The sequence below is a fragment of the Mycobacterium sp. E3305 genome (genome assembly GCF_001666785.1).
In the GTDB taxonomy this organism is placed as follows: Bacteria; Actinomycetota; Actinomycetes; order Mycobacteriales; family Mycobacteriaceae; genus Mycobacterium.
This window is the reverse complement of record NZ_LZJA01000203.1, coordinates 15,263-41,458: the sequence shown is the minus strand read 5'-3', so window position 1 is coordinate 41,458 and position 26,196 is coordinate 15,263. Positions and strand designations below refer to the sequence as shown.

The window sequence follows — 26,196 nt, the reverse complement described above, 5'->3', positions numbered from 1 at the left end:
GGCGGTTCTCCGGTCTTCCAGTCGACGACCGTTGCGCCGCCGTCGGGGTCGGCGAACACCGCGTCGATGCGGCCGCGCACCAGGGTGTCGCCGATCGGCATCTCGAAGGGCACCTCGACGGCGACCGGAGTGCGCGCCGCCCACGGCGATTCGGTGAACGCGGCCTGCAACGCGGCCAACTCCCGGGTATCGCCGACGTCGGAATCCGCCGCACCGGGCAGGTCCGCGAGGTCGAACAGGCACTCGGCGCCGTAGAACTGCTGGACCCACGCGTGAAACGCGTTGCCCAGCAACGCGTGCGGGTCGGGCCGCGTCGGCAGCCGATACCGCAGCCGCTGCGCCGCGGCCGCGGGGTCGCGGGCCAGGTCGACCAGGCCGCTGACCGACAGCTGGCTGGGCAGCTCCCCGGACGGCGGTTGGGCCACCCGCGCCCGTTCGGCGAGCAGCGCGTCGACGTCGGCGGTCCAACCCTCGACGTCGGCGCCTTCGTCACCGGTGTCGCTCGACATCACCCGGGTCACCAACGCCGCACCGCGCTCGACATCACCGCGTCGGCCGGCCAGCGGATCGGCGGGCCAGACGGCCTCGACGGTGTTGTCGCGCAACGGGTTCCGGTCACCGTCGGCCGGGCTGGGCGCCCATTGATCCACCACCCCGCAGGGGTCACCGGCCGAGGCCGAACGGTCGATGACGTCCTTGATCTCGCACAGGAAATCCGAGGGCCCGCGCGGTTTGATCCCCGTGGCGCCCCAGTGGTGGCCGGACACCAGCAGGGTGTCCTCGGCGCGGGTGATGGCGACATAGAGCAGCCTCCGCTCCTCGTCGACGCGGCGCTGCTCGAGTTGTCGGCGATGTTCGGAGATCTTGTCGGACAGCTGCTTTCGGTTGGTGACATCCGAGGTGTCGAGCACCGGGATGCCCAGGGCGCCCGTCGAGGCGCGGTCGCCCCGCAGCAGCGGCGGCAGCTCCGCCGCATCGGTGAGCCAGGTGCTCCGGGACGCGGTCGACGGAAAGATCCCGCCCGACAGGTGCGCCACCGCGACCACCTGCCACTCCAGCCCCTTCGCGGAGTGCACCGTGAGCACCTGCACGCGATCGCGCGCGGCCACCAACGGGGCGGGCGGCAAGCCGTTTTCGACCGACTCGGCCACATCCAGGAAGGCCAACAGCCCCGACACCGACGCCGTCGCCGAACGGTCGGCCGCGTCCGCTCGTTCGGCGTAGCCGGCGACGACGTCGGCGAACGCGTCCAGGTGTTCGGTGCCGGTCCAGCCGGACTGCGCCCCCGCCGCGGCGCGGACGTCACAGTCGACGCCGAGCACCCGGCGCACCTCGGCGACAAGGTCCGGCAGCGCATGGCGCAGGTGGCCCCGCAGCGCGCGCAGCTCGGCGCCCAGCGCGGTGATGCGCTGATACCCCGCGGCCGAATAGCACTCCGCCGGGCCGGGATCCGCGATGGCGTCCGCGAGGCAGGCGGTGTCAGCGTCCGGGCCGGCCGCCATCGCGATCGCTTCCGGCGCGACGGCCCCGCCCCCGCCGTCGCACAGCGTCCGGGCGCGCCGCCACAGCGCGGCCACGTCGCGGCCGCCGAGGCGCCAGCGCGGACCCGTGAGCACCCGCATCGCCGCCGCGCCCGCGGTCGGGTCGGCCACGAGCCGCAGCATGGCCACGACGTCGGCGACCTCCGGCACCGACAGCAGCCCGGCCAACCCGACGACCTCGACCGGGACACCCCGGGCGCGCAGCGCATCGGCGATGGGCGCGGCGTCGGCGTTGCGGCGCACCAGGACCGCGGCGGTCGGCGGGTTCCCGCCGTCGGCCCCCCGGTACCGGGCGGCGAGCTCGTCGGCGATCCACTCCCGCTCGGCCTGCACATCGGGCAGCAATGCGCAGCGGACGGTCCCGGCCGGCGCGTCCGGGCGCGGCCGCAGCGCGTGCACCGCGACGGACCTGCGGCGCGCCTCCGCCGAGATCGCGTTGGCCAGCCGCAGGGTGCTCGGCGGGTTGCGCCAGCTGGTCCGCAGCTCCAGGACCGGCGCCGGTGTGCCGTCGGACAGCGGGAAGTCGGTGGTGAAGCGTGGCAGGTTGGTCGCCGAGGCGCCGCGCCAACCGTAGATCGACTGAATCGGGTCGCCGACGGCGGTCAGCGCCAGCCCGTCGTCGACACCGCCGCCGAACAACGCCGACAGGGCGACCCGCTGCGCGTGCCCGGTGTCCTGGTACTCGTCGAGTAGCACCACGCGGTAGCGGCCGCGCAGTTCCTCGCCGACCCGCGGGTAGTTCGCCGCCAGCCGTGCGGCGCAGGCCATCTGCACGCCGAAGTCCATCGCCTTGGCGGCCCGCATCCGCTCGCCCAAAGCGTCGAGCAGCGGCACCAGCTCGGCTCGCTGGGTCTGGGTGTCCGACAACCGTCGCAACCACTGGCTGGGGCCGCGGTCGCGCTGATAGGGGCCCGCGGGCAGGGTGTGGATCAGCCGCTCCAGCTCCACGTGGGTATCGCCGAGTTGCCGGGTGTCGACCAGGTGTTCGGCCAGCTGACCCCACAGCCGCAGCACCATCGACGTCACCGCGGCGGGGGTCTTGTCGGTGTGCAGCTCCCCGCGGTAGCGGCTGACGACGTCGAAGGCCAGCTGCCACAGCTCGGTCTCGCCGAGCAGCCGGGTGTCGGGCTCGATGGGCAGCAGCAGCCCGTAATCGCGGATCAAGGAACCGGCGAAGGCGTGGTAGGTGCTGACCGTCGGGTTGCCCGCCGGTTCCGCGGCAGCCGCGCCGTCGGGGGCGCCGACGCCGGCCAGCCGGGCGAGGCGGGAGCGCACGCGGCGCAGCAACTGGCCGGCGGCCTTGCGGGTGAACGTCAACCCGAGGACCTGGCCGGGTTCGGCGTAGCCGTTGGCGACGAGCCACACGACCCGCGCGGCCATGGTCTCGGTTTTGCCCGCGCCGGCGCCGGCGATCACGACCAGCGGCCCGGGCGGGGCCGCGATGACGGCGGCCTGCTCGTCGGTGGGCGGGAAAAGCCCGAGCGCACGGGCCAATTCGGCCGGGCTGTAACGTGCGTTCACCGTCCCGCCCCGTCCGCGTGGGCCGGGCACGAGGGCCGTACCGGGCAATGCGAGCAACCGTCGTTGCGCCGGGCGATGAACCGGGGCCCGGCGGTCGCCTCGGCCGCGCGGACCACCAGCCGGCGCCATTCGTCGCGGGCGGCCGGGGTCAACGGATCCTGTTCGCGCTCCGTCGCGCCGCAGGCCCCGGCCTTGCCGACGTAGACGAGCCGCGCGCCGCCCGGCTCCTCGCCGGCCGCCACCATGCCCTCGGCGACCGCCAACTGATACATCGCGAGCTGGGCGTGCTGCTGGGCGTCGTCCTTGCTGACCGGCGTCTTACCGGTCTTGACGTCGACGATCACCAGGCGGCCGGCGGCGTCGCGCTCCAACCGGTCGACCCGGCCGCGCAGCCGGACTTCGCCACCGCCATCGCGGGACGCGGCCAGGGTTCCGTCGATCTCGACCTCGACGCCGACCTCGGTCAGCGCTCCGCGGGTCTGCGCCCGCCACTCGACGAAGGCCTCGATCATCGCGCGGTGCCGCGCCAGCTCGTTGGCCGAATGCCACTCCGCCTCGAAGGGCAGGTGGCGCCAGGCGCGGTCCAGCTCGGCCAGCAATTCCGTTGCGCTTTTGCGTGATTCGGCGACCAGGGCGTGCACCACCGAACCAATGGTCGAGCGCAGATCGCGCGGGTTGGTGCCACCGTGCCGTTCGGCCAGCCACCGCAGCGGGCAGTCGTTGAGCGTCTGCAGGGTCGACGGGGTCAGGGTGACGGCATCGCCTTCGCCGTGCAGCGGTTCGCTGGTGCTGACCGGGGTCAGGCCGTGCCAGCCGGCCGGGTCGGCGCCCGGCACGCCGGCCCGGGCGAGCCGCGCCAATTGCGTTGCCGCACAGGCGCGGGCGGCGTCGTCGACCGCCCCGTCGGGCGCGCACACGACACCGCGCAGCCGGCCCACCAACGCCGCAGCGGACAACACCCGTGGCGCCGCGATGGGTTGCACGCCAACCGAATCGGCGTCGCCGTCGGCCCACTGCGCGAGCTCGTGGAAAAACACCGACGGCAGCGCGGCCTCTTGATCCGCGCCCCCGGAATCGCTGTCCACGGCGGTCACCAACAATCGCCGGCGGGCCCGGCCCATCGCGGCGACAAGCAGCCGCCGCTCCTCGGCCAGCAGCGGCGCCCGCACCGACGCCTCCTCGGCGACGCCGTCCAGCACGTCCAGCAGTCGCTGGGTGGCCAGGACCCCGCCACGCGGGACGGTGTTGGGCCACAACCCCTCCTGCAACCCGGCGATGACGACCATGTCCCATTCGTGGCCCAGGGCGGCGTGCGCGCTGAGCACCCGCACCTGCTCCACCGTCGACACCGGCTCCTGGTTCACGCTCGGCAGGTGCAGCGCGCCGACGTGGTCGACGAGCCCGCGCAGCGACGCGCCCGAGGTCCGGGACACGTACTGGTCGGTGATGTCGAACAACGCCGTCACCGCCTCCAGGTCCCGGGCGGCCTGCGCGCCGGCGGGCCCGCCGCGCTCGGCCGCCGACAGCCAGCGACGCTGCAGGCCGCAACGCTGCCACGCCGCCCAGAGGGTGTAGCGCGGGTCTTGGCCCGCACGATGGCAGCGCGCGGCCGCGTCCAGCACCGCGCGCACCCGCTGCACCGGGCGAAGCTGCGGCCCCGAAAGTGGCGCGGCGCCGGACAGCGCGTCGGCCAGCAGGTCCGCGAAATCGCGCGGCGCGCGATCGGCGTTGGCGCGCTGCAGCGTTCGGCGCAGCTGCCGCAGCGAGACCGGGTCGACTCGGCCGATCGGACCGGTCAGCAGCGCGAGGGCCCGGTCGCCGTCGAGCCCGTCGGCGGTGGCCGCCAGGACGGTCAGCAGGGCGCGGGCCGCAGGCTCGTCGGACAGCGACCCGCTGGCCGCCGGTGCGGCCACCGGCACCCCGGCGGCGGCCAGCGCGCGCGGCAAGCGGGCGCCGGCCCGCGGCACCGAACGGACGATGACCGCCATCCGCGACCACGGCACGCCATCGAGCAGGTGCGCCCGGCGCAGCGCGTCCGCGATCATCGCCGCCTCCGCGTGCGCGGACGCGGCCAGGCGCACGTTGACCGACCCCTGCTCAGGCCCGGTGCCCTCGATCCGCCTGCCGGCGCTGCCGCCGGCCAGCCGACGCGCGATGCCGCTGACCGCTCGGGCCACCGCCGGGGCGCAGCGATGCGAGGCCGTCAACGTGACCGACGGCGAATCCCCATCCAACAGCCCGGCGGATTCACCGCCCCGAAAACCGAACACCGCCTGATTGGCATCCCCGGCGATCAACGCCAGCTCCGCGCCCGCCGCGAGCACCCGGACCAGCCGGGCCGCCTGCGGGTCGAGCTGCTGGGCGTCGTCGACCAGCAATACCCGCACCCGGCCCCGCTCGGCCGCCAGCAGCTCGGGATCGACCGCGAAGGCTTCCAGGGCGGCACCCACCAGTTCGGCGGCCCCCAGCGCCGGCGTCGTCGCCTGCGGCGCCGCGGTGCCGACCGCCGCCCGCAGCAGCATCACCTGCTCGTACTGGCGCGCGAACCGGCCGGCGGCGGTCCATTCCGGACGCCGGCACCGACGGCCCAGCCGCTCCAGCTCCTGCGGGTCCACACCCCGTTCGGCGCAGCGCGCCAACATGTTTCGCAGTTCGGTGGCGAAGCCCGCGGTGGCCAGCGCGGGCCGCAGATGGGCGGGCCACGCCACCGCCGCGCGCGGCCCGTCCTCGAGGTCGCCGGCCAGCAGCTCCCGGATGATGGCGTCCTGTTCGGCGCTGGTGACCAGCCGCGGCGGCGCATCGCCGGCCCGCTCGGCGGCCCGGCGCAGCACCGCGTACGCGTAGCCGTGCACGGTGCGGACGAGCGGTTCGCGCACGGCGGCCCGGCCGGGCCCCGCGGCGCGCGGACGCAGCAGGGCCGTCGTCAGCGTGCTGCGCGCCCGCATCCCCAGCCGGCCCGAACCGGTAAGCAGCAGAACCGATTCGGGGGCCAGGCCGGCGTCTATCTGGGCGACCGCGGCCTCGATGAGCAGACTGCTCTTGCCGGTGCCGGGCCCGCCCAGCACCCGGACCGGCCCGCGCACGCCGGGCGCCAGCAGGGCAAGCGCCTCGGGGTCCCAGGTGAACGACATGGCTGCATGGAATCACCAGGGTCTGACAAGTCGGCCCGACCCGCGCGGCCGCGGGCCCCTACGCTGGAGGCCGCGAACAGCCCGACGAACGGTTGAGGAGGTAGACATCGTGACGGACGTCTTTCCCAGCGACGAAGCGCCCGAAGGTGACGCCGCGGAACAACTGCAACCGGTCGACGTCGACGACGAATCCGGCCTGGACACCGAATACCTGACCGTGGCCGATCGCGAGGCGAACGAGGCCGATGTGATCGAGCAGGCCTACATCGTCCCCACCGAGGACGAGTGGGAAGACGGACGCTGAGCCGGCCGCCCGCGAGCTCTCGTGACGGCGGCTGGCACGATCGACGCGTGACCGCTCATCTGCATGTGCACCGCTACGGCCCGGCGGGACCGGTGCGGGTGCTGGCGCTGCACGGGTTGACCGGCCACGGACAGCGCTGGCAGCAGCTGGCCGGCCTGCTCCCCGAAATGACTTTCGCCGCACCGGATCTGATCGGCCACGGCAGGTCGACCTGGGCGGCGCCGTGGACCATCGACGCCAACGTCGCGGCGATGGCCGCGCTGCTCGACGACCAGGCCGAGGCGCCGGCGCTGGTGGTGGGCCACTCCTTCGGGGGCGGCCTCGCCATGCAGCTGGCCGCGGCACGACCGGACCTGGTGGCGGCGCTGTTGCTGCTCGACCCGGCGGTCGGGCTGGACGGCGGTTGGATGCGCCAGATCGCGGACGCGATGTTGGCCTCGCCCGACTACCCCGACGCCGAGGAGGCGCGCCTGGAGAAGGTGCACGGCTCCTGGTCGGACGTCGACCCGGCGCTGCTGGACGCCGAGATCGGCGAGCATCTGATCGCGCTGCCGGGCGGCCGGTACGGCTGGCGCGTCAGCCTGCCGGCGATGATGTCGTACTGGAGCGAGCTGGCCCGGGACATCGTGTTCCCGCCGGCCGGAACGCCGACGATCCTGGTGCGCGCGAAGCGCACCTCGCCGCCATACGTCAGCGACCGACTGATCGCCGGGCTGCAGGACCGGTTGGGACCGGATTTCCGGCTGCTGGATTTCGACTGCAACCACATGGTCCCCTACGCCGCGCCCGCGGAAGTCGCCGCGCTGACGCGCGAGTTGCTCGAGGCGCGCTGACCGTGGCGCCGGTGACCGAGGAGCAGGTCGAGCGGGTGCGCGCGCTGGTCGCGGCGATCCCGTCGGGCAGGGTCGCCACCTATGGCGACATCGCCGACGTCGCAGGTCTTTCCAGCCCGCGCATCGTCGGCTGGATCATGCGGACCGACTCCTCGGACCTGCCGTGGCACCGGGTGATCACCGCCTCCGGGCGCCCCGCGCGTCATCTGACCACCCGGCAGCTCGAGCTGCTGCGCGCCGAAGGGGTGCTGGCCACCGACGGCAAGATCGCGCTGCGCGAGGTGCGCCACGACTTCGGGCGCTAAAGGATCAGCCGGACCAGCGCCGCGGTGCGGGCCAGGCCGGGAAAGGCCTCGGCGGTCGACCGTGGGTGCAGCGCATGGACGGCGAGGCGAAACATCAAGGCCCGCAACAACATCTGCGGCCACTCCGGCAACGCGTTCCAGCGTTCGATAAGTCCGTCGTCGGCCTCGCCCCAGGACAGGGCGTCGACGACAACGACACCGGCCGCCCACGACGCGGGACGCCAGTACGGCGTGATGTCGGTGATCCCCGGGGCGGCGGTGCCAACGAAAAGCACTGTGCCGTAAAGGTCTCCGTGCACCAGCTGGTTCGGGCTCTTGGTCGGCCGGCGCAGGGTGGCCAGCTGATTGATCAGCTCCACCGACCGCTCGGCGTCGGCCGTCGGCGGGGCGGTCCGCGCGCCAGGGGGCACCGAGGCCAACGGCCGTTCCTCCCAGGCGGCGCGGTCGGCGGCGATGAAGATGTCCACGTCGCCCCACGGCGCGGTGGGGCCCTGCGTCAGGAATCGGGGACGCTCCAGTTTGCCGGTCGCCTCGTGCAGGCGCACCGCCGCCGAGACCACCTCGTCGTGCCGCGGTTCGGGCGTGCCGGCGACGAAAGTGTCCGCCCGCCACCCCGAAACGACGTACCGTCCGTCCGTCGAGCGGACCGGGCGGGCCAACCGGACGCCGTCGACGAACAACGTCTCGCGCACCCGGGCCGACCAAGCCGCCCGGGCGTGGTCGGCCACCAGCGACAGGACGACCTCGCCGCAGCGCCAGCCGCCTTCCCAGCTAGCCCCCAGATAGATGGGCTTGACACCGGCCAAACCAAACGCCGCCAGCACATGCTCCGGCGGTGGCTCGACATTCACACGGGTAGCCTAGACGAGGCCACCTGCCGTATCGGGTCAGTACATCACCATGTCGGGTTGCATTTGCTGCGCCCACGCCACGATGCCGCCCTGCAGATGCACGGCGTCGGCGAATCCGGCCTTCTTCACCGCCGCCAGCGCCTCGGCCGAACGCACCCCCGTCTTGCAATACAGCACCGGGATGCGGTCGTGCGGCAGCTTTGCCAGACCCTCACCCGAGTCGATCGACGACTGCGGGATCAGCTGGGCGCCATCGATGTGATTGATCTCCCACTCGACCTGCTCGCGGACGTCGATCAGCGCCAGCTTCGTGCCGGAGTCCAGCAACGCGCGCAACTCACGCGGGGTGATCGTCGACTCCGCGGCGAGGTCACCGGGCGCCCCTCCGCAGAACTCCTCGTAGTCGACCAGTCCGGTGATCGCGGGCGCGGCCGGGTCCTTGCGGATCGTGATGGTGCGGTAGGACATTTCGAGCGCGTCGTAGATCATGAGCCGGCCCAGCAGTGATTCGCCCATCCCGGTGATGAGTTTGATCGCCTCGGTGCTCATCACCGACGCGACGGAGGCGCACACGATGCCGAGCACGCCGCCCTCCGCGCACGACGGCACCGTGCCGGGCGGCGGCGGTTCCGGGTAGAGGTCGCGGTAGTTGAGGCCCCGCCCGCCGGGCGCGTCCTCCCAGAACACCGACACCTGGCCCTCGAAGCGGTAGATGGACCCCCAGACGTACGGCTTGCCCGCAAGCACGGCGGCGTCGTTGACCAGGTAGCGGGTGGCGAAGTTGTCGGTGCCGTCCATTATCAGGTCGTATTGCCCGAACAGGTCGACGGCGTTGCTCGAATCCAGCCGCAACTCGTGCAGCCGCACCCGAACCAACGGGTTGATCGCTTCGATCGACTCGCGCGCTGACCGGGCCTTGGGGCGTCCGACGTCGGCGACGCCGTGGATGATCTGGCGCTGCAGGTTGGACTCGTCGACGACGTCGAAGTCGACGATGCCGATCGTGCCGACCCCGGCCGCGGCCAGGTACAGCAGCGTCGGCGCGCCGAGCCCACCGGCGCCGATCACCAGCACGCGAGCGTTCTTCAGCCGCTTCTGCCCGTCGACGCCGAGGCCCGGAATGATCAGATGGCGGCTGTAGCGGGCCACCTCATCGCGGGTCAGCTCGCCAGCCGGCTCCACGAGGGGCGGCAGCGCTGTCTGCGGCGTCGACACGGCCGGACATCCTCCTATTCGGTCTCGCGAACGCGGTTTGTCGTCCACCACCATCACAGCAGCCGCCGTGGTGGACGGCAATGAATTCAACCCGCCGCAGCCCGGCGCGCATCGTCACCGGGCTGGGTTTGACCGCCCGCCTCCCCCTCACGCCGCTGCCCGGCGCGCATCGTCACCGGGCTAGGCGATCGGGAACGGCCAGGGGTTGAATCGGCAGGTCTTCCCGTCGGCCTTGACGAAGTCCGGGTCGAACTTGGCGGCATCGTCATTGGACGTGGAGAACGTCTGCTGCATCATCACCGGCGCCAAAGCGCCCTGCTGCTCGCACGGTTCGTGGCGGACGTATCCGATGGCGTGGCCGACCTCGTGATTGATCACGTATTGGCGGTAGGAGCCGATGTCCCCCTCGAAGGGGACGGCTCCGCGCACCCAGCGCGCCTCGTTGATGAAGACTCGCGACTGCCGGTCCTGGCCGAAGGACGGGTTGTAGCACGAGGTTTCCAGACGGAATTCGTATCCGCAGCCCTCGCGGACCGTCACCGGGGATACCAGGGAGATCCGAAAGTCGGGCTTGCCGTTGTCGATCCGGATGAACGCGAATTGCGGGTTGTGCGTCCAGCCCTTGGGATTGGCGAGGGTCTGGTCGACCATCTGGGCAAAAGCGTTGTCGCCGCCGAACATTGTGGGGTCGATGCCGTCCTCCACCTCCACGGTGTACCGAAACACCCTGACGGTGCCCTGGCCGATCTGCGGCGTCGTGCCGGGGACGATGTGCCACGTCTTCTCGCCCGCTTCGGTGAACGGGCCGCCGTCCGGCAGCGTCCCGGCCGGCAGGTTGGCATCGAACGCGGCGAGCCCGCGCGGCGGCGCGTCGATGATCGAGGTGCCCACGGCCTCCATCGCCTGCGGACTCTGGATGGGCTGGTTGGCCGTGGGCTTCGTCGCGGCGGTGCCGGTCATCGTCTGGTAGACGACGACCGCGGTGAGCACCGACAGCGCGGGCAACGCGTACGCGCGCCAGCCGTAGGTGGAGACGAACCGTCCCAGCCATGTCTGTTTGCGCCACTGGCGCGGCCGCTCCCGGTCGGCGCGGGTGCGTCCGCCGTCGCGGGCGATCGGGTCGCGCAGGGCGCGCAGGGGTTCCCGCCACTCGTCGCGCAGCACCGGGACGCGACCGGTGCCGCGCGAGGGCCGCTGGGAAGTCATTTCCCCAGGATTACACAGTCGGCACCGGCGCCGTCCTTGGCGCGCCCGAATGCACCGCCCGACACCGCTTTCTGCCAGCGACGACGGCGGCGACGACGATCGCCGGAACGGCGCGGGTAGTAATGTCTGTGCCACGAGCCGCGCGCGGCCGGCCCTCCAGTGCCGGCGGCCGGTTGCCAACGCATCAGATGAGGACTCGATGAGCGAACTCGCCAAACCCGCGGCGCGGCGCGCCGTGAGGTCGGCCGACCGCAGTCGGCCCGGGGACGGCATTGCGGCTTCGAGCCGGCGCGGCAACCGATTGCCCCGCGATGAGCGCCGCGGTCAATTGCTCATCGTCGCCAGCGACGTCTTCGTCGATCGCGGCTACCACGCCGCCGGCATGGACGAGATCGCCGACCGCGCGGGCGTCAGCAAACCGGTTCTGTATCAACACTTCTCGAGCAAGCTCGAGTTGTATCTGGCCGTGCTGGCCCGGCACGTGGAGAACCTGGTCTCGGGCGTGCAGCAGGCTTTGAACGCCACCACCGACAACCGACGCCGGCTGCACGCGGCGGTCCAGGCGTTCTTCGACTTCATCGAGCACGACAGCCAGGGTTACCGGCTGATCTTCGAGAACGACTACGTCACCGAACCCGAGGTGGCCGCGCAGGTGCGGGTCGCCACCGAATCCTGCATCGACGCGGTATTCGCGTTGATCAGCGAGGACTCGGGCCTGGACCCGCACCGCGCCCGGATGATCGCGGTGGGCCTCGTCGGCATCAGCGTCGACTGCGCCCGCTACTGGCTCGACTCCGACCGCCCGATCTCCAAGGCGGACGCCGTCGAAGGCACCGTGCAGTTCGCCTGGGGCGGGCTATCCCACGTGCCCCTTACTCGCCTTTAGCGCCCTTGCCGGGGAGTTTGGTGACCTCGGCGCCGATGCCGAAGCCGACCCGGCGCCCGTCCGCGGGACCGATCTCGACGTAGGCGATCTTGCTGGTGTGAACCAGGAAGCGACGACCCCGCTCGTCGTTCAGCCTCAGCAGGCCCGCCCCCTCGCTCAACGCGGCGCTGACCAGCTCTTCGACTTCGGCCGGCGTCTGCGCGCTGGCGATGACGAGCTCGCGCGGACTGTCCGTAATACCGATCTTGACCTCCACGGTCACCCCTTCCGTAGGCATTGAAGTCGACAGACCTGTCAGCTGCAGGCTAGTGGACGCGGCGGGCCCGCATCCGAGACAGCCCCCACCGCGGGGTTCGCGCTGAGCGAAACGATGGTCGCGGGGCGGTAACGATTCGCTTGCAGCTGGGTCCAGAACCGGGTTGGAGGGGCGATCCGTGTTTTCACATCGCTAACTTCGGCAACATGGGTACCACACTGGCCGACCTCGACAGGGTGCGGGATTACCCCGACGACGAGACCGACGAGCTCTACGGCGCGGAGGCCTACCCCGAGGGCGACTACACCTGGACCGGCTGGCCTACCGAGCTGCGCTGGCGGCCCCTCACGGCGATCATCGGCGCGGTGGTGGCCGTCGGCGCGATCGCCACCGCCGTGATCATCAACAGCGGCGACAGCGCCTCGACCAAAGCCACCGTGGCGCCGGCCCCCCAACCGGTGACGTCCGCGCCCGCCACGACGAGGAGCTCCGCCCCGCCCAGCGCGCAGCCCAGCCCCTCGAACTCCCCACTGCCGCCCGAGACGGTCACCACCGTGACGACGCCCAGCGCCGCGCCGAGCCTGGCGCCGACGGGAACGCCCACCGCGGCGCCGCCCCTGACCCTGACGCCGCCGCCCGCCGCGCTGAACCCGCGCACGGTCGTCTACAGCGTGACCGGCACCAAGCAGCTGCTGGACCTGGTGAACATCGTCTACACGGATGGCAGCGGCGCATCCCAGACCGAGTTCAACGTGTCGCTGCCGTGGACCAAAGCGGTGATCCTGAACCCCGGCGTTCAGACCCCGTCGGTGGTCGCCACCAGCTTCTACGGCCGGCTGAATTGCTCGATCGTCAACGCCGCCGGCCAACTGGTGGCCGCGTCGACCACCAACTCGAGCCTGGCGACCTGCACCCGCTGAGCCCGACGCCTTGACCCGGCTACGCCGCGCTCGCGATCACGGGCGAGTCCGATGGCCCTGACCCGCCGCGCCCGGCTACGCCGCGCTCGCGATCACGGGAGGGCGTCAGCTCAGGCCCAGCTCGTGCATCCGCCGGTCGTGCGTCTGCTGCAGCCGGTCGAAGAACGCGTTGAGCTGGCCCAGGCCGCCGGCGCCTGACATCACCAGGTCGACCAGCTCGTCGTGGTCGGCCAGCAGGTACTGGGCCTGCGTGAGCGCCTCGCCGAACAGCCGACGCGACCACAACGCCAGCCGGCTGCGTTGCTTGCCGCTGGCCGTCACCGCGGCGCGCACCTCGGCGACCACGAACTGCGAGTGCCCGGTCTCCGACAGCGCCGCCCGCACCACGCCGGCGATCTCGTCGGGCAGCCCGTCGGCGATCTCCAGATACAAGTCGGCGGCCAGGGCGTCGCCGACATAGGTCTTCACCAAGGCCTCCAGCCAGGTGCTGGGCATCGTCAGCCGGTGGTAGTTCTCCAGCGCCGAGACGTACTTCGACATCGCCGGAACCACATCGACGCCGCGGCGCTCCAGGGCGTCGCGCAGCAGCTCGTAGTGCTGCATCTCGGCCGCGGCCATGCTCGCCATCGAGATCCGCCCACGCAGGTCAGGCGCCATCCGCGCCTCGTCGGTGAGCCGGTAGAACGCGGCGATCTCGCCGTATGCCAGGACCGCGAACAACTCGTTGACGCCCGGGTGGTCGGCCGACAACCGGGGGGCGGGCGAATCGTCCGCCTGATCGGCGTCCAGGTCTGCTTCCGAGGGCTCGCAAGGGGGCCGGGTCATGGCAACACTGTAGTCGGCTGACCCGGCGCAAAAAGGGAGCCAGCCGTCGACCGGCTATCATGTACGTAGATAGCGGCTGTATTTCTTCCCAAGCCGCTATCGGCGAAATGTGCGTGCACAGCTGGCCCACCGATTTGAGCAGGGGCCCGCGACTCGGCGACGTATTCGGAGTCGGAACTCGTGCGCGCGTGACCGCGACAGAGAAACACCGACACAACCGGATATGTCACCGAAAGGCTTACTACCCACGCATGAGCACACTCGACAGCACAACTGAAATGACCTTTGCCAGCCTCGGCGTCCGCGACGAAATCGTCCGCGCCCTAGCGGAGAAGGGCATCGAGCGCCCGTTCGCGATCCAAGAGCTGACCCTGCCGCTGGCGCTCGCCGGCGACGACCTGATCGGCCAGGCCCGCACCGGCATGGGCAAGACCTTCGCGTTCGGCGTCCCGCTGCTGAACCGCATCACGTCCGGAGTCGGCGTGCGGGAGCTCAACGGCACACCGCGCGCCCTGATCGTGGTGCCGACCCGCGAGCTCTGCCTGCAGGTCACCGAGGACCTGGCCACCGCGGCCAAGTACCTGACGGCCGAGGGCGGCCGCCGGCTCTCCGTGATCTCCATCTACGGCGGTCGCGCCTACGAGCCGCAGATTGAGGCGCTGCGGGCCGGCGCCGACGTCGTGGTGGGCACCCCGGGTCGGCTGCTCGACCTGGCCCAGCAGGGCCACCTGCAGCTGGGCGGGCTGTCGGTGCTGGTGCTCGACGAGGCCGACGAGATGCTCGACCTGGGCTTTTTGCCCGACATCGAGCGCATCCTGCGGCAGATCCCCGAGGACCGGCAATCCATGCTGTTCTCTGCCACCATGCCGGGCCCGATCATCACCCTGGCCCGCACCTTCATGAACCAGCCCACCCACATCCGGGCTGAGGCGCCGCACTCGGCGGCCACGCACGACACCACCGAGCAGTTCGTCTACCGGGCCCACGCGCTGGACAAGGTGGAGTTGGTCAGCCGCGTGCTGCAGGCCGAGGGCCGCGGCGCGACGATGATCTTCACCCGGACCAAGCGCACCGCGCAGAAGGTCGCCGACGAATTGGCCGAGCGCGGCTTCAAGGTCGGCGCCGTGCACGGCGACCTGGGGCAGATCGCCCGCGAGAAGGCGCTCAAGGCCTTCCGCGCCGGCGACATCGACGTGCTGGTGGCCACCGACGTCGCCGCCCGCGGCATCGACATCGACGACATCACCCACGTCATCAACTACCAGATCCCCGAGGACGAACAGGCCTACGTGCACCGGATCGGCCGCACCGGCCGCGCCGGCAAGACCGGTATCGCGGTCACCCTGGTGGACTGGGACGAGCTGCCCCGCTGGTCGATGATCGACAAGGCGCTGGGTCTGGAGAACCCCGAGCCCGCCGAGACCTACTCGAACTCACCGCACCTCTACGAGGAGCTGGGCATCCCCGGCGGGGCGGCCGGCACCGTCGGCACCCCGAAGAAGCCGCAGGGCCAACGCCGCAGCAGCGAGCGTGACGGCCAGAAGGCGGAGCGGACGGGGCGTGCCCGGTCGGGCGCGCCACGGCGACGGACCCGCGGCGGCCAGCCCGTCACCGGGCACCCCGACGGCAACGCCGCGGCCGGCGGCGCCAGCGGCGAAGCCGCCGCGGAGGCGTCCGGCAAGTCCGGGAGCAGCCGGCGTCGCCGTCGGCGCCGCAAGCCCGCCGAAGCCGGCGCGCACGCCAACTGAGCCCCGCGCCGAGGAGATGGTCAGACCCGAACGCCGGACCAAGGGCGATGTCGTGGCCGCCGTCGCCATCGCGGCCGTCGTCGCCGTCGTCGCTGGCCTGATCTGGTGGACCAGCGACGCCCGGGCCACCATCAGCCGGCCGGCCGGGGTTCCTGCGCCTAACCAGAACCCCGCCCGCCAGGTGCCGACCGCGCTCAAGGAGCTGTGGACCGCGGCGAGCCCGGCCACCACCGCGCCGGTAACGGTCGGCGGGACGGTCATCACCGGCGACGGCCGCCGGGTCGACGGGCGCGATCCCGGTTCCGGCCAGTCCCTGTGGAGCTATCAGCGCGACACCGACCTGTGCGGGGTCTCCTGGGTCTATCACTTCGCCGTCGCCGTTTATCGGGACGACCGCGGGTGCGGGCAGGTGAGCACGCTCGACGGGTCCACCGGTCGCCGCGGGCCGGCCCGCAGCGGTTACGCCGACCCGCGCGTGCAGCTGTCCTCCGACGGCACCACGGTGTTGTCGACCGGTGACACCCGGCTGGAGCTCTGGCGCTCGGACATGGTCCGCATGGTGACCTACGGCGAGACCGACGCCCGGGTGAAGCCCTCGGCACGCGGCCTGCATTCCGGCTGCAAGTTGGTGTCGGCGGCGGCGAGCTCGTCGGCGGTGTCGGTGCTGGAAAGCTGCGTGAACGAGGCCGACCTGCGGTTGGTGCTGCTACGGCCGGGCAAGGACGACGACGAACCCCAACAACGCATCGTCGCCGAACCCGGGGTGAGGGCGGACTCCGGCGCCCGGGTGCTCACCGTGTGGGAGAACAACACCGCGGTGTACCTGCCCTCCCCGCGGCCGCGGGTCGACGTGATCGACGAAACCGGCACCACCGTGTCGAGCAACCTGCTGCCCAAAGCCCCGTCGGGCCCGGGGGCGGTCTCGCACGCGGGCAGCCTGATCACTTGGTGGACAGGCGATTCCGTCATGGTCTTCGAGACGGGCAACCTGACGCTGCGCTACACCATCGCCGCGGGCGACACGACCGCGCCGTTGGGGCCGGGCGCGATGATGGCCGGCCGCCTGCTGGTCCCGGTCACCGGCGCGATCGGCGTCTACGACCCCGTCAGCGGCGCCAGCGAGCGCTACATCCCGGTGAACCGGGCGCCCAGTGTGCCCGGGCGGGCCGTGGTTCCGGCCGTCGCGGGCCCCCGGGTGTTCGAGCAGCGCGGCGACACCGTGGTGGCCCTGGGCTGACGACGCGTGTGCGCTCACGGCATCGCGAGTGCGCTCTGGGCGGCGACACGCCGTCGCGCCGCGCCATAGGCGCACACTCGAAGCGCGCGGCGCATCGCTCAAAGCCGGACGCGCACAATCAAAGCCACTAGACCTCGACGGCGAACGTCGGCAGCGGTTTGCCGGTCTTCCAGTGCTTGAGCAACGCCTTCGCCAGCTCCCCGTAGGCCGACGAGCCCTTGTTCTTGCGGCCGGACATCACCGACGAGCCCGAGGCGCTGGCCTCGGCGAAGCGCACCGTCCGCGGGATCGGCGGGGCCAGCACCGGCATGTTGTAGCGGTCGGCGACGTCCATCAGAACGTCGCGGGTGTGGGTGGTCCGCGAGTCGTACAGCGTCGGCAACGCGCCCAGCAGCCGCAGTTCCGGGTTCGTGATCTGCTGGACGTCGGCGACCGTGCGCAGGAATTGGCCGACGCCGCGGTGCGCCAGCGTTTCGCACTGCAGCGGCACCATCACCTCGTCGGCGGCGGTCAGCCCGTTGAGGGTGAGCACCCCCAGCGACGGCGGGCAGTCGATGATGACCACGTCGAAGTCGTCGGAGACCTTGGCCAGCGCGCGCTTGAGCGCGTACTCGCGGCCGGCGCGCATCAACAGCATCGCCTCGGCGCCGGCCAGGTCGATGTTGGCCGGCAGCAGCGTCATGCCCTCCATCGTCGTGACCAGCGCCGCGTTCGGCTCGACCTCACCGAGCAGCACCTCGTGCACCGACACCGGGAGCTTGTCGGGATCCTGGCCCAGCGAGAACGTCAGGCAGCCCTGCGGATCCAGGTCGACCAGGAGCACCCGCTGCCCCTCGTCCACCATCGCCGCCCCCAGCGAGGCAACCGTCGTAGTCTTGGCCACGCCGCCCTTCTGGTTGGCCACCGCCAATACCCGGGTCTTTCTCACTAGCGCCCGCCCCTCCTTGTTGCCACGGTCACAGTGCCCATCCTGGCATGTTCGATCGCCCCGCGCTGCGGCCGACGGCCCCGGGGTGTCGTCCGGCAGAATCGGTCGATATGGGCCTGCACAACCACCGACTTGTACTGCTCCGCCACGGCCAGACCGAGTGGTCGAAATCCGGCCAGCACACCAGCCGAACCGACCTCGAGCTCACCGACACCGGACGCGTCCAGGCCGAGCTCGCCGGCCGCGTCCTGCGCGAACTCAACCTCACCGACCCGTTGGTGGTCAGCAGCCCGCGCATCCGGGCCCTGACCACGGCCAAGCTGGCCGGGCTGGCCGTCGACGAGGTCTCTCCCCTGCTCGCCGAATGGGATTACGGGGCCTACGAGGGGCTGACAACCCCGCAGATCCAGGAATCCGTGCCCGACTGGCTGGTCTGGACGCACGGCTGCCCCGGCGGCGAGAGCGTGGCGCAGGTCAGCGCCCGCGCCGATGAGGCCGTGACATTCGCGTTGGAGCACATGGACTCGCGCGACGTGGTGTTCGTTGGGCACAGCCACTTCTCGCGTTCGGTCATCACCCGCTGGGTAGAGCTGCCGCTCGTCGAGGGCAGCCGCTTCTGGATGCTCGCCGGCTCCCTCGCGGTGTGCGGATTCGAGCACGGGGTGCGTCAGCTCGCCGCGCTCGGCCTGACCGCCCAGCCACAGGCGATCAAACCCGGGTGAGCACCCAACCGCCGTTCGCGCTGTGCGGACCGAAGCAAACCCTGCTCGCCGAGGGGGTGCGCGAGCGCTACCGCGACGTGGCGGCGGCGCAGGACGCCCTGAGGTCAGGGTTGGCCCCAATAGTGCTGGGTGCGTTGCCTTTTGACGTCGACCGGCCCGCGGCGCTGCTGACGCCCGAGGCCGTGCGCCGCACCGACGTCCCCCCGGACTGGCCGACGGGCCCACTGCCGCCGGTGCGCATCGCCGCCGCCGACCCGCCGCCGGACGCCTACCGCCGCCGCATCGTCCGGGCTCGCGATCAGCTCACCGCGCCCGACAGCCTGCTGAGCAAGGTGGTGCTGTCCCGCGCGCTGCGGCTGGTCGCCGACGCCCCCCTGGACGCGCGCGTCATCCTGCGCCGCCTCATCGCCGCCGATCCGGCCGCCTACGGCTACCTGGTCGACCTGACCGCCGCAGGCGACGATTACGCCGGGGCGGCGCTGGTGGGCGCCAGCCCCGAACTGCTGGTGGCGCGCTCCGGCGACCGGGTCACCTGCCGGCCGTTCGCCGGGTCGGCCCCCCGCGCGGCCGACCCGGACGCCGACGCGGCGAACGGCGCCGCGCTGGCCGGCTCGGCCAAGGACCGGCACGAGCACCAGCTGGTGATCGAGACGATCCGGGCCGCCCTGGAGCCGCTGTGCGACGAGCTGACGATCGCCGCCGAGCCCGAGTTGAGCCGCACCGCGGCGGTGTGGCACCTGTGCACGCCGATCAGCGGCCGCCTGCGCGACACCTCAACCACCGCAATCGATTTGGCGCTGGCGCTGCATCCCACCCCCGCGGTAGGCGGCGTGCCCACCAAGGCCGCGGTCGAGCTCATCGCCGAGCTGGAAGGCGACCGCGGGTTCTACGCGGGGGCGGCGGGCTGGTGCGACGCCCGGGGCGACGGCCGCTGGGTGGTGGCCATCCGCTGCGCACAGCTGTCGGCGGACCGGCGCAGCGCGTTGGCCCGCTCCGGGGGCGGCATCGTCGCCGAATCCGATCCCGACGAGGAAGTCGCGGAAACCACAACGAAATTCGCCACGATCCTCAACGCATTGGACGTAAAGCGATGACCATTCGCCGCGCCAAACCCGAAGACGCCGCCGCCATCATCGAAATGATTCGCGCGCTGGCCGAATTCGAAAATGCCGCCGACCAATGTACCGTCACCGAAAAACAAATCACCGCAGCCCTTTTCGGCCCTAGCCCGACATTGCACGGACACGTCGCGGAAGCCGACGGCGAGGTCGCCGCGATGGCGCTGTGGTTTCTCAACTTCTCCACCTGGGACGGCGCGGCCGGCATCTACCTCGAAGACCTGTTCGTGCATCCGCGCTTTCGCCGTCGCGGCCTGGCGCGCGCGCTGCTGGCGACGCTGGCGGCCGAATGCCTTGCCAAGGGCTACACGCGGTTGTCTTGGGCGGTGCTGAATTGGAACACCGACGCGATCGCCCTGTACGACGGCGTCGGCGGTGAACCGCAGAGCGAGTGGACCACCTACCGGCTGTCGGGCCCGCGGTTGGCCGACCTGGCCGAGTCGCGCTGATCGCCGCCACCGGCCCACCGCAGGCCGGCGGGGCTGAAGAGCAGGCCGAGCACGGCCAGCGCCGCGCACCCCGCGGGAATCCCGAAGCCGGGCCGGTGCGAGTCGACCGCCAGGTACCACGCCACGGGGAGCAACAGCAGCTGGGTGATCACGGCCAGCCCGCGCCCCCAGCGCTTGCCGAGGATGAGCGCACGTCCGGCAGCCAACACCACGGCCCCGACCAGGACGAAGAAGACCGCCGTGCCCAAGCCGTTGACCACGCGCTGATCTGCCCCGGCGGCACCCCGCACCACCAGCACCACCGCCATGACCAGCCCGGCCGCCCCCTGCAACGCCACGAGCAGCCCGGCGCCGCGCACGGCGGCCGGGGCGGCCCCGGGGTTGCGGCGGAAGACTGTCACCCGCGTCAGCGTAGTCACCCCGCCGCGGGGGGAGTTCCCCACAGCACGGCCTTAACCGGCCCGCATAAGCTCGTGCATCATGCGCGCCGTGCTGATCGTGAACCCGACCGCCACCTCCACGACCCCGGCCGGTCGCGACCTGCTGGCGCACGCGCTCAAGAGCCGCCTGGAGCTCACCGTCGAACACACCCACCACCGAGGTCACGGCACCGAACTCGCGGAGAAGGCGGTCGCGGACGGCGTCGACCTGGTCGTGGTGCACGGCGGCGACGGCACGGTCAGCGGTGTGGTCAACGGCCTGCTCGGCCGTCCGGGCTCGAATTCCGGGCCCACCGGCCCGGTGCCTGCGGTCGCGGTGGTTCCCGGCGGTTCGGCGAACGTGCTGGCGCGCTCGCTGGGGATCTCGCGGGACCCGGTGGCCGCGACCAACCAGCTCATCCAGCTGATCGACGACTATCGCCGCCACCACACCTGGCGCCGGATAGGGCTGATCGACTGCGGTGAGCGGTGGGCGGTCTTCAACACCGGGATGGGGGTCGACGCGGAGGTGGTCGCCGCGGTCGAGGCCGAACGCGACAAGGGCGGCAAGGTCACGGCGTGGCGCTACATCCGCGCGGCGGTGCCCGCCGTGTGGGGCTACACGCGCCGCGAGCCGATGCTGCAGCTCGAATTGCCCGGCCGCGAACCCATCCCGGGGGTGAGCTTCGTCTTCGTCTCCAACTCCAGCCCCTGGACGTTCGCCAACGATCGGCCGGTATGGACCAATCCCGGCTGCACCTTCGAGTCGGGCCTGGGAGTGTTCGCGCCGAAGAGCATGAAGACGATCCCGACGCTGCGCATCGTGCGGCAGATGTTCGCCAAACGGCCCAAGTTCGCGTTCGACCACCTCGTCACCGAGGACGACGTGCCCTGTTTGCGGGTGACCTCGGCCGGGGGCCCGGTCGCCTGCCAGTTCGACGGCGATTACCTCGGCGTGCGCGAAAGCATGACGTTCCGGGCGGTCCCGGACGCGCTGGCCGTCGTCGCGCCTCCGCTAAAAAATCACTCTGAGCTGCGATAACGAAGCGCCAAGGGGCCGGGCGGTGAATATTTTCTCCGAGATCGGCCAGTCAGTGTAGTACAACGGAGTAATGGCCCGGCTACGGAACGGTCAAAGTGAGATTGCCCACGAGGTAACGCACGCTATTGACTTCTGTTGGGCCTGTGAAACGATCGAAAGGTTGCATGCAGAAAGTTAGATAGGGGTACGGACCCTTTTCTTGTGCACGCGTTAACAGCCGAAGAAAATTGGCCGTGCGCCTTGCTGCGCACTCAGTGAGGAGTAACAACTTATGGATTGGCGCCACAAGGCGGTCTGTCGCGACGAAGACCCGGAGCTGTTCTTCCCGGTAGGGAACAGCGGCCCGGCGCTCGCGCAGATCGCTGACGCGAAACTGGTCTGCAATCGGTGCCCGGTAACCACAGACTGCCTTTCCTGGGCCCTGAATACCGGCCAGGATTCGGGCGTCTGGGGCGGCATGAGTGAAGACGAGCGGCGCGCACTCAAGCGTCGCAACGCCCGGACGAAGGCCCGTAGCGGAGTCTGACTGGTTTAGACCACACAGCGCGGCCTCGACGAAAGTCGGGGCCGCGCTGTTGTGTCGGCCGCACACCTACAACACCAATCGGGTTCGCCGGCCGATGGGCACCCGCAGCACCACGTCGGTGCCGCGGGACGGGGCCTGACGCATGCCCAGCGTGCCGTCCAGCTCGGCCGACACCAGCGTCCGCACGATCTGCAGGCCGAGGCTGTCGGACGTCTCCAGGCTGAAGCCTTCCGGCAAACCACGGCCGTCGTCGTGCACGACGACGTCGAGCCAGCGCGCCGAACGCTCGGCGCGGATGGTCACCGAGCCCTCCTCGGCGGCGGGGTCGAAAGCGTGCTCGATCGCGTTCTGAACCAGTTCGGTGATCACCATGATCAGGGCGGTCGCGCGGTCGGAGTCCAGCACGCCCAGGTCGCCGACCCGGTTGATCCGGATCGGCCGGTCGACCGACGCGACGTCGTTCATGATCGGCAGGATCCGGTCGATCACCTCGTCGAGGTTGACCTGCTCGTCCACCGACATCGACAGCGCGTCGTGCACCAAGGCGATGGACGAGACCCGGCGCACCGACTCGATCAGGGCCTCCCGGCCTTCGGCGTTGGCCGTCCGGCGGGCCTGCAGCCGCAGCAGCGCCGCCACCGTCTGCAGGTTGTTCTTGACCCGGTGGTGGATTTCCCGGATCGTCGCGTCCTTGGAGATCAGGGCCCGGTCGCGGCGCTTCACCTCGGTGACGTCGCGGATCAGCACCGCGGCGCCGGCGCTGGCGCCGTCGACCACCAGCGGCAGCGTGCGCAACAGCACCGTGGCGCCGCCGGCGTCCACCTCCATGCGCATGCTGCGCCCGCCGGCCAGCAGGTCGAGCACGTGCTCCGCCAGCTCCTGCGCCTCGAACGGGTCGGAGACCAGCGGCCGCGTGACCTTGACCAGGTTGCGGCCCTCCAGCTCGGTGGTCAGGCCCATCCGGTGGTAGGCCGAAACCGCGTTGGGACTGGCGTAGGCGACGACGCCGTTGACGTCCAACCGGATGAAGCCGTCGCCGGCCCGCGGCGTGGAGCGCGACATGACCACGTCGCCCACGTCGGGGAAGGTGCCCTCGGCGAGCATGGCGACCAGATCCCGGGCGCAGTCCCGGTAGGCCGTCTCCAGGTGGCCGGACGCGCGGTCGGCCGCGACGGCGGTCTGATGCCGGGTCAGCACGGCCACCACCTGCCCCCCGTACCGCACCGGGGACGCCTCCACGTGCGGGCCGGGCAGCCACGAATCCTCTTGCGCCGCTTCGCCATCCCGCTGCGCCAGGCCGGAATCGAAGGTCTCGGCGACGAGCGCCAGCCGGTCGGCGGCGACGACGCTGCCGACCGAGTCGGTCAGCAGCACCGTGGGCGCGGTGTTCGGCCGGCACTGCGCCACGCACACCAACATGCCGTCGTCGCGGCGAACCCACATCAGGTAGTCGGCGAAGGACAGGTCCGCCAGCAGCTGCCACTCCCCCACCACCGCGTGCAGGTGATCCACGGCGTTGCCGGGCAGCACGGTGTGTTCGGCAAGCAGGTCACCGAGAGTCGACATCGCTCACTCCCCGGGCAATTCCCCGGCAGCGGACAAGAAAGGCTTCAAGGTTTAGCTGATCACGGCAATCAGGTCGCCCGCCTGGATGACATCGCCCACCGAGACGCTCACCTTGCTCACCGTGCCGTCGACCTCAGCCAGGACCGGGATCTCCATCTTCATCGACTCCAGCAGCACCACGACGTCGCCTTTGCCGATCTGGTCACCCTCGTTGACTACGACTTCGAGCACGCTGGCCACGATCTCGGCGCGCACATCCTCGGCCATCTTCACCCCACTCGTTTCGGCCATTGCGCAGGCTGGCTGCTGGTCCATCTAGCTTCCGTCAGGCTCGGTGTATATCGAACCACAGGCCCCCGGCCCACCGCGGCGCACGGGGCCCCGACAGGCCGTGCGAGAATGTGAGGCAAGCTAACGGGCGCCGGGCGCCCGGTTTCGATCAATCAACGGAGGTTTTCCGAAATGGCCAAACGGGGCCGCAAGAAGCGCGACCGCAAGCACAGCAAGGCCAACCACGGCAAGCGGCCCAACGCCTGAGGCCCGCTACCGCGTCTCTCGGATGATGGTGGTCCGGCGGATCTCCAGCCGTAGCCGCTCGCGCAGGCCCTCGGGGGCCTTCTCGCCTTTGCACTTGGTGGCGATCAACGCCTTGATGCGCTCCTCGAGGCCGTAGTGCTTGAAGCAGCCGGGGCACGCCTCGAGGTGGCGGCGCAGCTGGTCGCGGGACTCCGGCGTGCATTCGCCGTCGAGCAGCAGCCAGACCTGGCGAATCACCTCGGCACAGCCGACGGCGCCGTGAGCGTCGTCGTTGGGGCACGTGTCGCCGGGGCCCGACAACTCGCTCATGACGACACCTCCTCGTGCGCCTGGTGGCCGCGGTTGAAACCCCGCTCCTTGGCCACGTCAGCCAGCAGCGACCGCAGTTGACGGCGGCCGCGGTGCAGCCGTGACATTACCGTCCCGATGGGCGTATCCATGATTTCCGCGATTTCCTTGTACGGAAAACCCTCGACATCGGCGTAGTAGACGGCCATCCGGAATTCCTCCGGCAACGCCTGCAGCGCTTCCTTGATCTCGTTATCCGGCAGCGCCTCCAGCGCCTCGACCTCGGCCGAGCGCAGCCCGGTGGACGAGTGCTCGGCGTTGGACGCCAGCTGCCAGTCGGTGATCTCCTCGGTGGGGTACTCGGCCGGCTGGCGCTGCCTCTTGCGGTAGCTGTTGATGTAGGTGTTGGTCAGGATCCGGTACAGCCACGCCTTGAGGTTGGTGCCGGCCCTGAACGAGCGGAAGCCCGCATAAGCCTTGACCATCGTCTCTTGCAGCAGGTCTTCCGCGTCGGCGGGATTGCGGGTCATGCGCAGGGCACCGCCGTACAGCTGGTCCAGCAGGGGGATCGCGTCGCGCTCGAAGCGCGCCATCAGCTCCGCGTCCGTCTCGGGCGGGCCGGGATCGGGAATCTCCTGTGCTGTCGCGCCGTCTGTGTCGGCCATGTCGATTACCCCGGTCCCTTCCGCTGCGGTGTCGCCGGACGGCGCTGCAAGCGCCACCGGGCTTGCCAGAAAGCAAGCCAACTGGTCGGCACCCGTTGGACGGTCCAACAGGCTCGTCGCCGCTGACACCAAACCGCTCCTCCCAATCTAGAGGCTGCCACCGACAGTGTCTGCCTGGGTGCGCCTACGTAACTTCAGAGACCGATTGAGTCAACAGCGGGGGCCGACGTGCTATTTCCCGGCGGAGTCCGTCGCCGCCCGTCCCCCGGTCCGGGCGGGAGCGGCAGGACGTTAATGTGGCGCCATGTCCCTGAACGGCAAGACCATGTTCATCTCCGGCGCCAGCCGCGGTATCGGCCTGGCGATCGCCAAGCGCGCCGCCCAAGACGGCGCCAACATCGCCCTGATCGCCAAGACCGCCGAGCCCCACCCCAAGCTGCCGGGCACGGTGTACACCGCCGCCAAGGAGCTGGAGGAGGCGGGTGGGCAGGCCCTGCCGATCGTGGGGGACGTCCGGGACCCGGAGTCCGTGGAGGCCGCGGTGGCCAAGGCCGTCGAGCAGTTCGGCGGCATCGACATCTGCGTCAACAACGCGTCGGCGATCAACCTGGGGTCCATCACCGAGGTGCCGATGAAGCGGTTCGACCTGATGAACGGCATCCAGGTGCGCGGCACGTACGCGGTGTCGCAGGCCTGCATCCCGCACCTGAAGAAGGCGGACAACCCGCACATCCTGACGCTGTCGCCGCCCGTGCTGCTCGGCAAGGAGTGGCTGAAGCCGACCGCGTACATGATGGCCAAGTTCGGCATGACGCTGTGCGCGCTGGGCATCGCCGAGGAGATGCGCGAGGCGGGCATCGCGTCGAACACGCTGTGGCCGCGCACGCTGGTGGCCACCGCCGCGGTGCAGAACCTGCTCGGGGGTGACGAGGCGATGGGCCGCGCCCGCAAGCCGGAGGTGTACTCCGACGCCGCGTACGTGATCCTCAACAAGCCCGCCCGCGAGTACACCGGCAACACCCTGCTGTGTGAGGACGTGCTGCTGGAGTCCGGCGTCACCGACCTGTCGGTCTACAACTGCGTGCCGGGCGGGCAGCTCGGTGTCGACTTCTGGGTCGACGGCGTGAACCCGCCGGGGTACTCGGGCCCCTAGCCGG

27 protein-coding genes are annotated in these 26,196 nt (G+C 71.0%); 14 read left to right on the top strand and 13 right to left on the bottom strand.

Annotated elements, in window-relative coordinates:
• Window positions 1–3,062, bottom strand: a 3,062-nt coding sequence (locus A5701_RS19315) for a UvrD-helicase domain-containing protein (RefSeq protein WP_067757361.1), incomplete at its 3' end; no start/stop codon positions are given.
• On the bottom strand, window positions 3,059–6,193 hold the full coding sequence (locus A5701_RS19310) for an ATP-dependent DNA helicase (protein WP_067757340.1): 3,135 nt from the start codon (window positions 6,191–6,193) through the stop codon (window positions 3,059–3,061). The genes A5701_RS19315 and A5701_RS19310, both read right to left, overlap by 4 nt.
• 109 nt (window positions 6,194–6,302) lie before the next feature.
• Here A5701_RS19310 and A5701_RS19305 point away from each other — a divergent pair, with 109 nt between their 5' ends.
• Genes A5701_RS19305 through A5701_RS19295 form a run of 3 tightly spaced genes read left to right on the top strand, consistent with a single transcriptional unit; the run spans window position 6,303 to window position 7,635 of the window.
• Window positions 6,303–6,497: a hypothetical protein gene (locus A5701_RS19305; protein WP_067757337.1), complete on the top strand. Its 195-nt coding sequence runs from the start codon at window positions 6,303–6,305 to the stop codon at window positions 6,495–6,497.
• Window positions 6,498–6,544: 47 nt separating this feature from the next.
• Window positions 6,545–7,330, top strand: a complete 786-nt coding sequence (locus A5701_RS19300) for an alpha/beta fold hydrolase (RefSeq protein ID WP_067757334.1) — start codon at window positions 6,545–6,547, stop codon at window positions 7,328–7,330.
• Between the two features lie 2 nt (window positions 7,331–7,332).
• On the top strand, window positions 7,333–7,635 hold the full coding sequence (locus tag A5701_RS19295) for an MGMT family protein (protein WP_067757330.1): 303 nt from the start codon (window positions 7,333–7,335) through the stop codon (window positions 7,633–7,635).
• On the opposite strand, the gene A5701_RS19290 is transcribed toward A5701_RS19295, so the two are convergent.
• From A5701_RS19290 to A5701_RS19280, 3 genes are all read right to left on the bottom strand, one after another.
• Window positions 7,632–8,486, bottom strand: a complete 855-nt coding sequence (locus tag A5701_RS19290) for a TIGR02569 family protein (RefSeq protein ID WP_067757326.1) — start codon at window positions 8,484–8,486, stop codon at window positions 7,632–7,634. The genes A5701_RS19295 and A5701_RS19290 overlap by 4 nt on opposite strands.
• A gap of 36 nt (window positions 8,487–8,522) precedes the next feature.
• Window positions 8,523–9,701: an adenylyltransferase/sulfurtransferase MoeZ gene (gene moeZ, locus A5701_RS19285; protein WP_067757323.1), complete on the bottom strand. Its 1,179-nt coding sequence runs from the start codon at window positions 9,699–9,701 to the stop codon at window positions 8,523–8,525.
• A 180-nt stretch (window positions 9,702–9,881) separates the two neighbouring features.
• Window positions 9,882–10,907 (bottom strand): DUF3152 domain-containing protein, encoded by a 1,026-nt coding sequence (locus tag A5701_RS19280; RefSeq protein ID WP_156670169.1) that lies wholly within the window; start codon window positions 10,905–10,907, stop codon window positions 9,882–9,884.
• Window positions 10,908–11,106: 199 nt separating this feature from the next.
• On the opposite strand from A5701_RS19280, the gene A5701_RS19275 reads away from it, so the two are divergent.
• Complete coding sequence (locus A5701_RS19275; protein ID WP_067757318.1) at window positions 11,107–11,793, top strand: TetR/AcrR family transcriptional regulator; 687 nt, start codon at window positions 11,107–11,109, stop codon at window positions 11,791–11,793.
• Here A5701_RS19275 and A5701_RS19270 read toward each other — a convergent pair.
• Window positions 11,780–12,049, bottom strand: coding sequence for a DUF3107 domain-containing protein (locus A5701_RS19270; protein ID WP_067268527.1), 270 nt, complete (start codon window positions 12,047–12,049; stop codon window positions 11,780–11,782). The two genes, A5701_RS19275 and A5701_RS19270, sit on opposite strands and share 14 nt — an antisense overlap.
• 206 nt (window positions 12,050–12,255) lie before the next feature.
• Here A5701_RS19270 and A5701_RS19265 point away from each other — a divergent pair, with 206 nt between their 5' ends.
• A complete protein-coding gene (locus tag A5701_RS19265; protein ID WP_067757312.1) occupies window positions 12,256–12,969 on the top strand; it encodes an MmpS family transport accessory protein in 714 nt (237 codons plus the stop codon).
• Window positions 12,970–13,074: 105 nt separating this feature from the next.
• On the opposite strand, the gene A5701_RS19260 is transcribed toward A5701_RS19265, so the two are convergent.
• Complete coding sequence (locus tag A5701_RS19260) at window positions 13,075–13,794, bottom strand: ferritin-like fold-containing protein (RefSeq protein ID WP_067757306.1); 720 nt, start codon at window positions 13,792–13,794, stop codon at window positions 13,075–13,077.
• 251 nt (window positions 13,795–14,045) lie between these two features.
• On the opposite strand from A5701_RS19260, the gene A5701_RS19255 reads away from it, so the two are divergent.
• Both A5701_RS19255 and A5701_RS19250 read left to right on the top strand, forming a co-directional pair.
• Window positions 14,046–15,542: a DEAD/DEAH box helicase gene (locus tag A5701_RS19255; RefSeq protein WP_067757300.1), complete on the top strand. Its 1,497-nt coding sequence runs from the start codon at window positions 14,046–14,048 to the stop codon at window positions 15,540–15,542.
• 16 nt (window positions 15,543–15,558) lie between these two features.
• Window positions 15,559–16,779 carry a hypothetical protein gene (locus A5701_RS19250; RefSeq protein ID WP_067757290.1) on the top strand — a complete coding sequence of 407 codons (1,221 nt, stop codon included), beginning with the start codon at window positions 15,559–15,561 and terminating at the stop codon, window positions 16,777–16,779.
• Between the two features lie 127 nt (window positions 16,780–16,906).
• Here A5701_RS19250 and A5701_RS19245 read toward each other — a convergent pair whose 3' ends face one another.
• Window positions 16,907–17,707, bottom strand: a complete 801-nt coding sequence (locus tag A5701_RS19245; RefSeq protein WP_067757284.1) for a ParA family protein — start codon at window positions 17,705–17,707, stop codon at window positions 16,907–16,909.
• Window positions 17,708–17,817: 110 nt separating this feature from the next.
• On the opposite strand from A5701_RS19245, the gene A5701_RS19240 reads away from it, so the two are divergent.
• From A5701_RS19240 to A5701_RS19230, 3 genes are read left to right on the top strand one after another with little or no spacing between them, the layout of a single operon-like run.
• Window positions 17,818–18,429 (top strand): acid phosphatase, encoded by a 612-nt coding sequence (locus A5701_RS19240; protein WP_067757281.1) that lies wholly within the window; start codon window positions 17,818–17,820, stop codon window positions 18,427–18,429.
• A complete protein-coding gene (locus A5701_RS19235) occupies window positions 18,426–19,523 on the top strand; it encodes an isochorismate synthase MenF (protein WP_067757278.1) in 1,098 nt (365 codons plus the stop codon). The genes A5701_RS19240 and A5701_RS19235 overlap by 4 nt, the downstream gene beginning before the upstream one ends.
• Window positions 19,520–19,996 (top strand): GNAT family N-acetyltransferase, encoded by a 477-nt coding sequence (locus tag A5701_RS19230; RefSeq protein WP_067757275.1) that lies wholly within the window; start codon window positions 19,520–19,522, stop codon window positions 19,994–19,996. The genes A5701_RS19235 and A5701_RS19230 overlap by 4 nt, the downstream gene beginning before the upstream one ends.
• Here the strand turns inward: A5701_RS19230 and A5701_RS19225 are convergent.
• Window positions 19,948–20,397: a hypothetical protein gene (locus A5701_RS19225; RefSeq protein ID WP_156670168.1), complete on the bottom strand. Its 450-nt coding sequence runs from the start codon at window positions 20,395–20,397 to the stop codon at window positions 19,948–19,950. The two genes, A5701_RS19230 and A5701_RS19225, sit on opposite strands and share 49 nt — an antisense overlap.
• Window positions 20,398–20,476: 79 nt before the next feature.
• Here A5701_RS19225 and A5701_RS19220 point away from each other — a divergent pair, with 79 nt between their 5' ends.
• Both A5701_RS19220 and whiB1 read left to right on the top strand, forming a co-directional pair.
• Window positions 20,477–21,457 carry a diacylglycerol kinase family protein gene (locus A5701_RS19220; RefSeq protein WP_067757272.1) on the top strand — a complete coding sequence of 327 codons (981 nt, stop codon included), beginning with the start codon at window positions 20,477–20,479 and terminating at the stop codon, window positions 21,455–21,457.
• Window positions 21,458–21,728: 271 nt separating this feature from the next.
• A complete protein-coding gene (whiB1, locus tag A5701_RS27625; RefSeq protein WP_007168139.1) occupies window positions 21,729–21,983 on the top strand; it encodes a transcriptional regulator WhiB1 in 255 nt (84 codons plus the stop codon).
• Window positions 21,984–22,049: 66 nt separating this feature from the next.
• Here whiB1 and A5701_RS19215 read toward each other — a convergent pair whose 3' ends face one another.
• Together A5701_RS19215 and A5701_RS19210 are read right to left on the bottom strand one after the other, a co-directional pair.
• Entirely contained in the window at window positions 22,050–23,549 is a 1,500-nt protein-coding gene (locus A5701_RS19215; protein WP_067757269.1) for a sensor histidine kinase, read from the bottom strand.
• A 51-nt stretch (window positions 23,550–23,600) separates the two neighbouring features.
• The gene (locus tag A5701_RS19210) at window positions 23,601–23,816 is read right to left on the bottom strand and encodes a biotin/lipoyl-binding carrier protein (RefSeq protein WP_044512934.1); all 216 of its coding nucleotides are present in this window, start codon (window positions 23,814–23,816) and stop codon (window positions 23,601–23,603) included.
• A 195-nt stretch (window positions 23,817–24,011) separates the two neighbouring features.
• On the opposite strand from A5701_RS19210, the gene A5701_RS29375 reads away from it, so the two are divergent.
• A complete protein-coding gene (locus A5701_RS29375) occupies window positions 24,012–24,086 on the top strand; it encodes a 50S ribosomal protein bL37 (protein WP_011728008.1) in 75 nt (24 codons plus the stop codon).
• A 6-nt stretch (window positions 24,087–24,092) separates the two neighbouring features.
• Here the strand turns inward: A5701_RS29375 and rsrA are convergent, their stop codons facing one another.
• Entirely contained in the window at window positions 24,093–24,395 is a 303-nt protein-coding gene (gene rsrA / locus A5701_RS19205; RefSeq protein WP_067757266.1) for a mycothiol system anti-sigma-R factor, read from the bottom strand.
• Window positions 24,392–25,039, bottom strand: coding sequence for a sigma-70 family RNA polymerase sigma factor (locus A5701_RS19200; protein ID WP_067757263.1), 648 nt, complete (start codon window positions 25,037–25,039; stop codon window positions 24,392–24,394). The genes rsrA and A5701_RS19200 overlap by 4 nt, the downstream gene beginning before the upstream one ends.
• 304 nt (window positions 25,040–25,343) lie before the next feature.
• Here A5701_RS19200 and A5701_RS19195 point away from each other — a divergent pair, with 304 nt between their 5' ends.
• Window positions 25,344–26,192, top strand: a complete 849-nt coding sequence (locus A5701_RS19195) for an NAD(P)-dependent oxidoreductase (RefSeq protein ID WP_067757260.1) — start codon at window positions 25,344–25,346, stop codon at window positions 26,190–26,192.
• Window positions 26,193–26,196 lie beyond the last annotated feature (4 nt).

Excerpts from the sequence above, each read along its gene's own strand:
- A5701_RS19275 (WP_067757318.1), top strand. The coding sequence starts at position 11,107 with ATGAGCGAACTCGCCAAACCCGCGGCGCGGCGCGCCGTGAGGTCGGCC.
- A5701_RS19260 (WP_067757306.1), bottom strand. The coding sequence starts at position 13,794 with ATGACCCGGCCCCCTTGCGAGCCCTCGGAAGCAGACCTGGACGCCGAT.
- A5701_RS19240 (WP_067757281.1), top strand. The coding sequence starts at position 17,818 with ATGGGCCTGCACAACCACCGACTTGTACTGCTCCGCCACGGCCAGACC.
- whiB1 (WP_007168139.1), top strand. The coding sequence starts at position 21,729 with ATGGATTGGCGCCACAAGGCGGTCTGTCGCGACGAAGACCCGGAGCTG.
- A5701_RS19195 (WP_067757260.1), top strand. The coding sequence starts at position 25,344 with ATGTCCCTGAACGGCAAGACCATGTTCATCTCCGGCGCCAGCCGCGGT.
- A5701_RS19220 (WP_067757272.1), top strand. The coding sequence starts at position 20,477 with ATGCGCGCCGTGCTGATCGTGAACCCGACCGCCACCTCCACGACCCCG.
- A5701_RS19310 (WP_067757340.1), bottom strand. The coding sequence starts at position 6,193 with ATGTCGTTCACCTGGGACCCCGAGGCGCTTGCCCTGCTGGCGCCCGGC.
- A5701_RS19255 (WP_067757300.1), top strand. The coding sequence starts at position 14,046 with ATGAGCACACTCGACAGCACAACTGAAATGACCTTTGCCAGCCTCGGC.
- A5701_RS19250 (WP_067757290.1), top strand. The coding sequence starts at position 15,559 with ATGGTCAGACCCGAACGCCGGACCAAGGGCGATGTCGTGGCCGCCGTC.
- A5701_RS19230 (WP_067757275.1), top strand. The coding sequence starts at position 19,520 with ATGACCATTCGCCGCGCCAAACCCGAAGACGCCGCCGCCATCATCGAA.
- A5701_RS19280 (WP_156670169.1), bottom strand. The coding sequence starts at position 10,907 with ATGACTTCCCAGCGGCCCTCGCGCGGCACCGGTCGCGTCCCGGTGCTG.
- A5701_RS19200 (WP_067757263.1), bottom strand. The coding sequence starts at position 25,039 with ATGGCCGACACAGACGGCGCGACAGCACAGGAGATTCCCGATCCCGGC.
- A5701_RS19265 (WP_067757312.1), top strand. The coding sequence starts at position 12,256 with ATGGGTACCACACTGGCCGACCTCGACAGGGTGCGGGATTACCCCGAC.
- A5701_RS19210 (WP_044512934.1), bottom strand. The coding sequence starts at position 23,816 with ATGGCCGAGGATGTGCGCGCCGAGATCGTGGCCAGCGTGCTCGAAGTC.
- A5701_RS19215 (WP_067757269.1), bottom strand. The coding sequence starts at position 23,549 with ATGTCGACTCTCGGTGACCTGCTTGCCGAACACACCGTGCTGCCCGGC.
- rsrA (WP_067757266.1), bottom strand. The coding sequence starts at position 24,395 with ATGAGCGAGTTGTCGGGCCCCGGCGACACGTGCCCCAACGACGACGCT.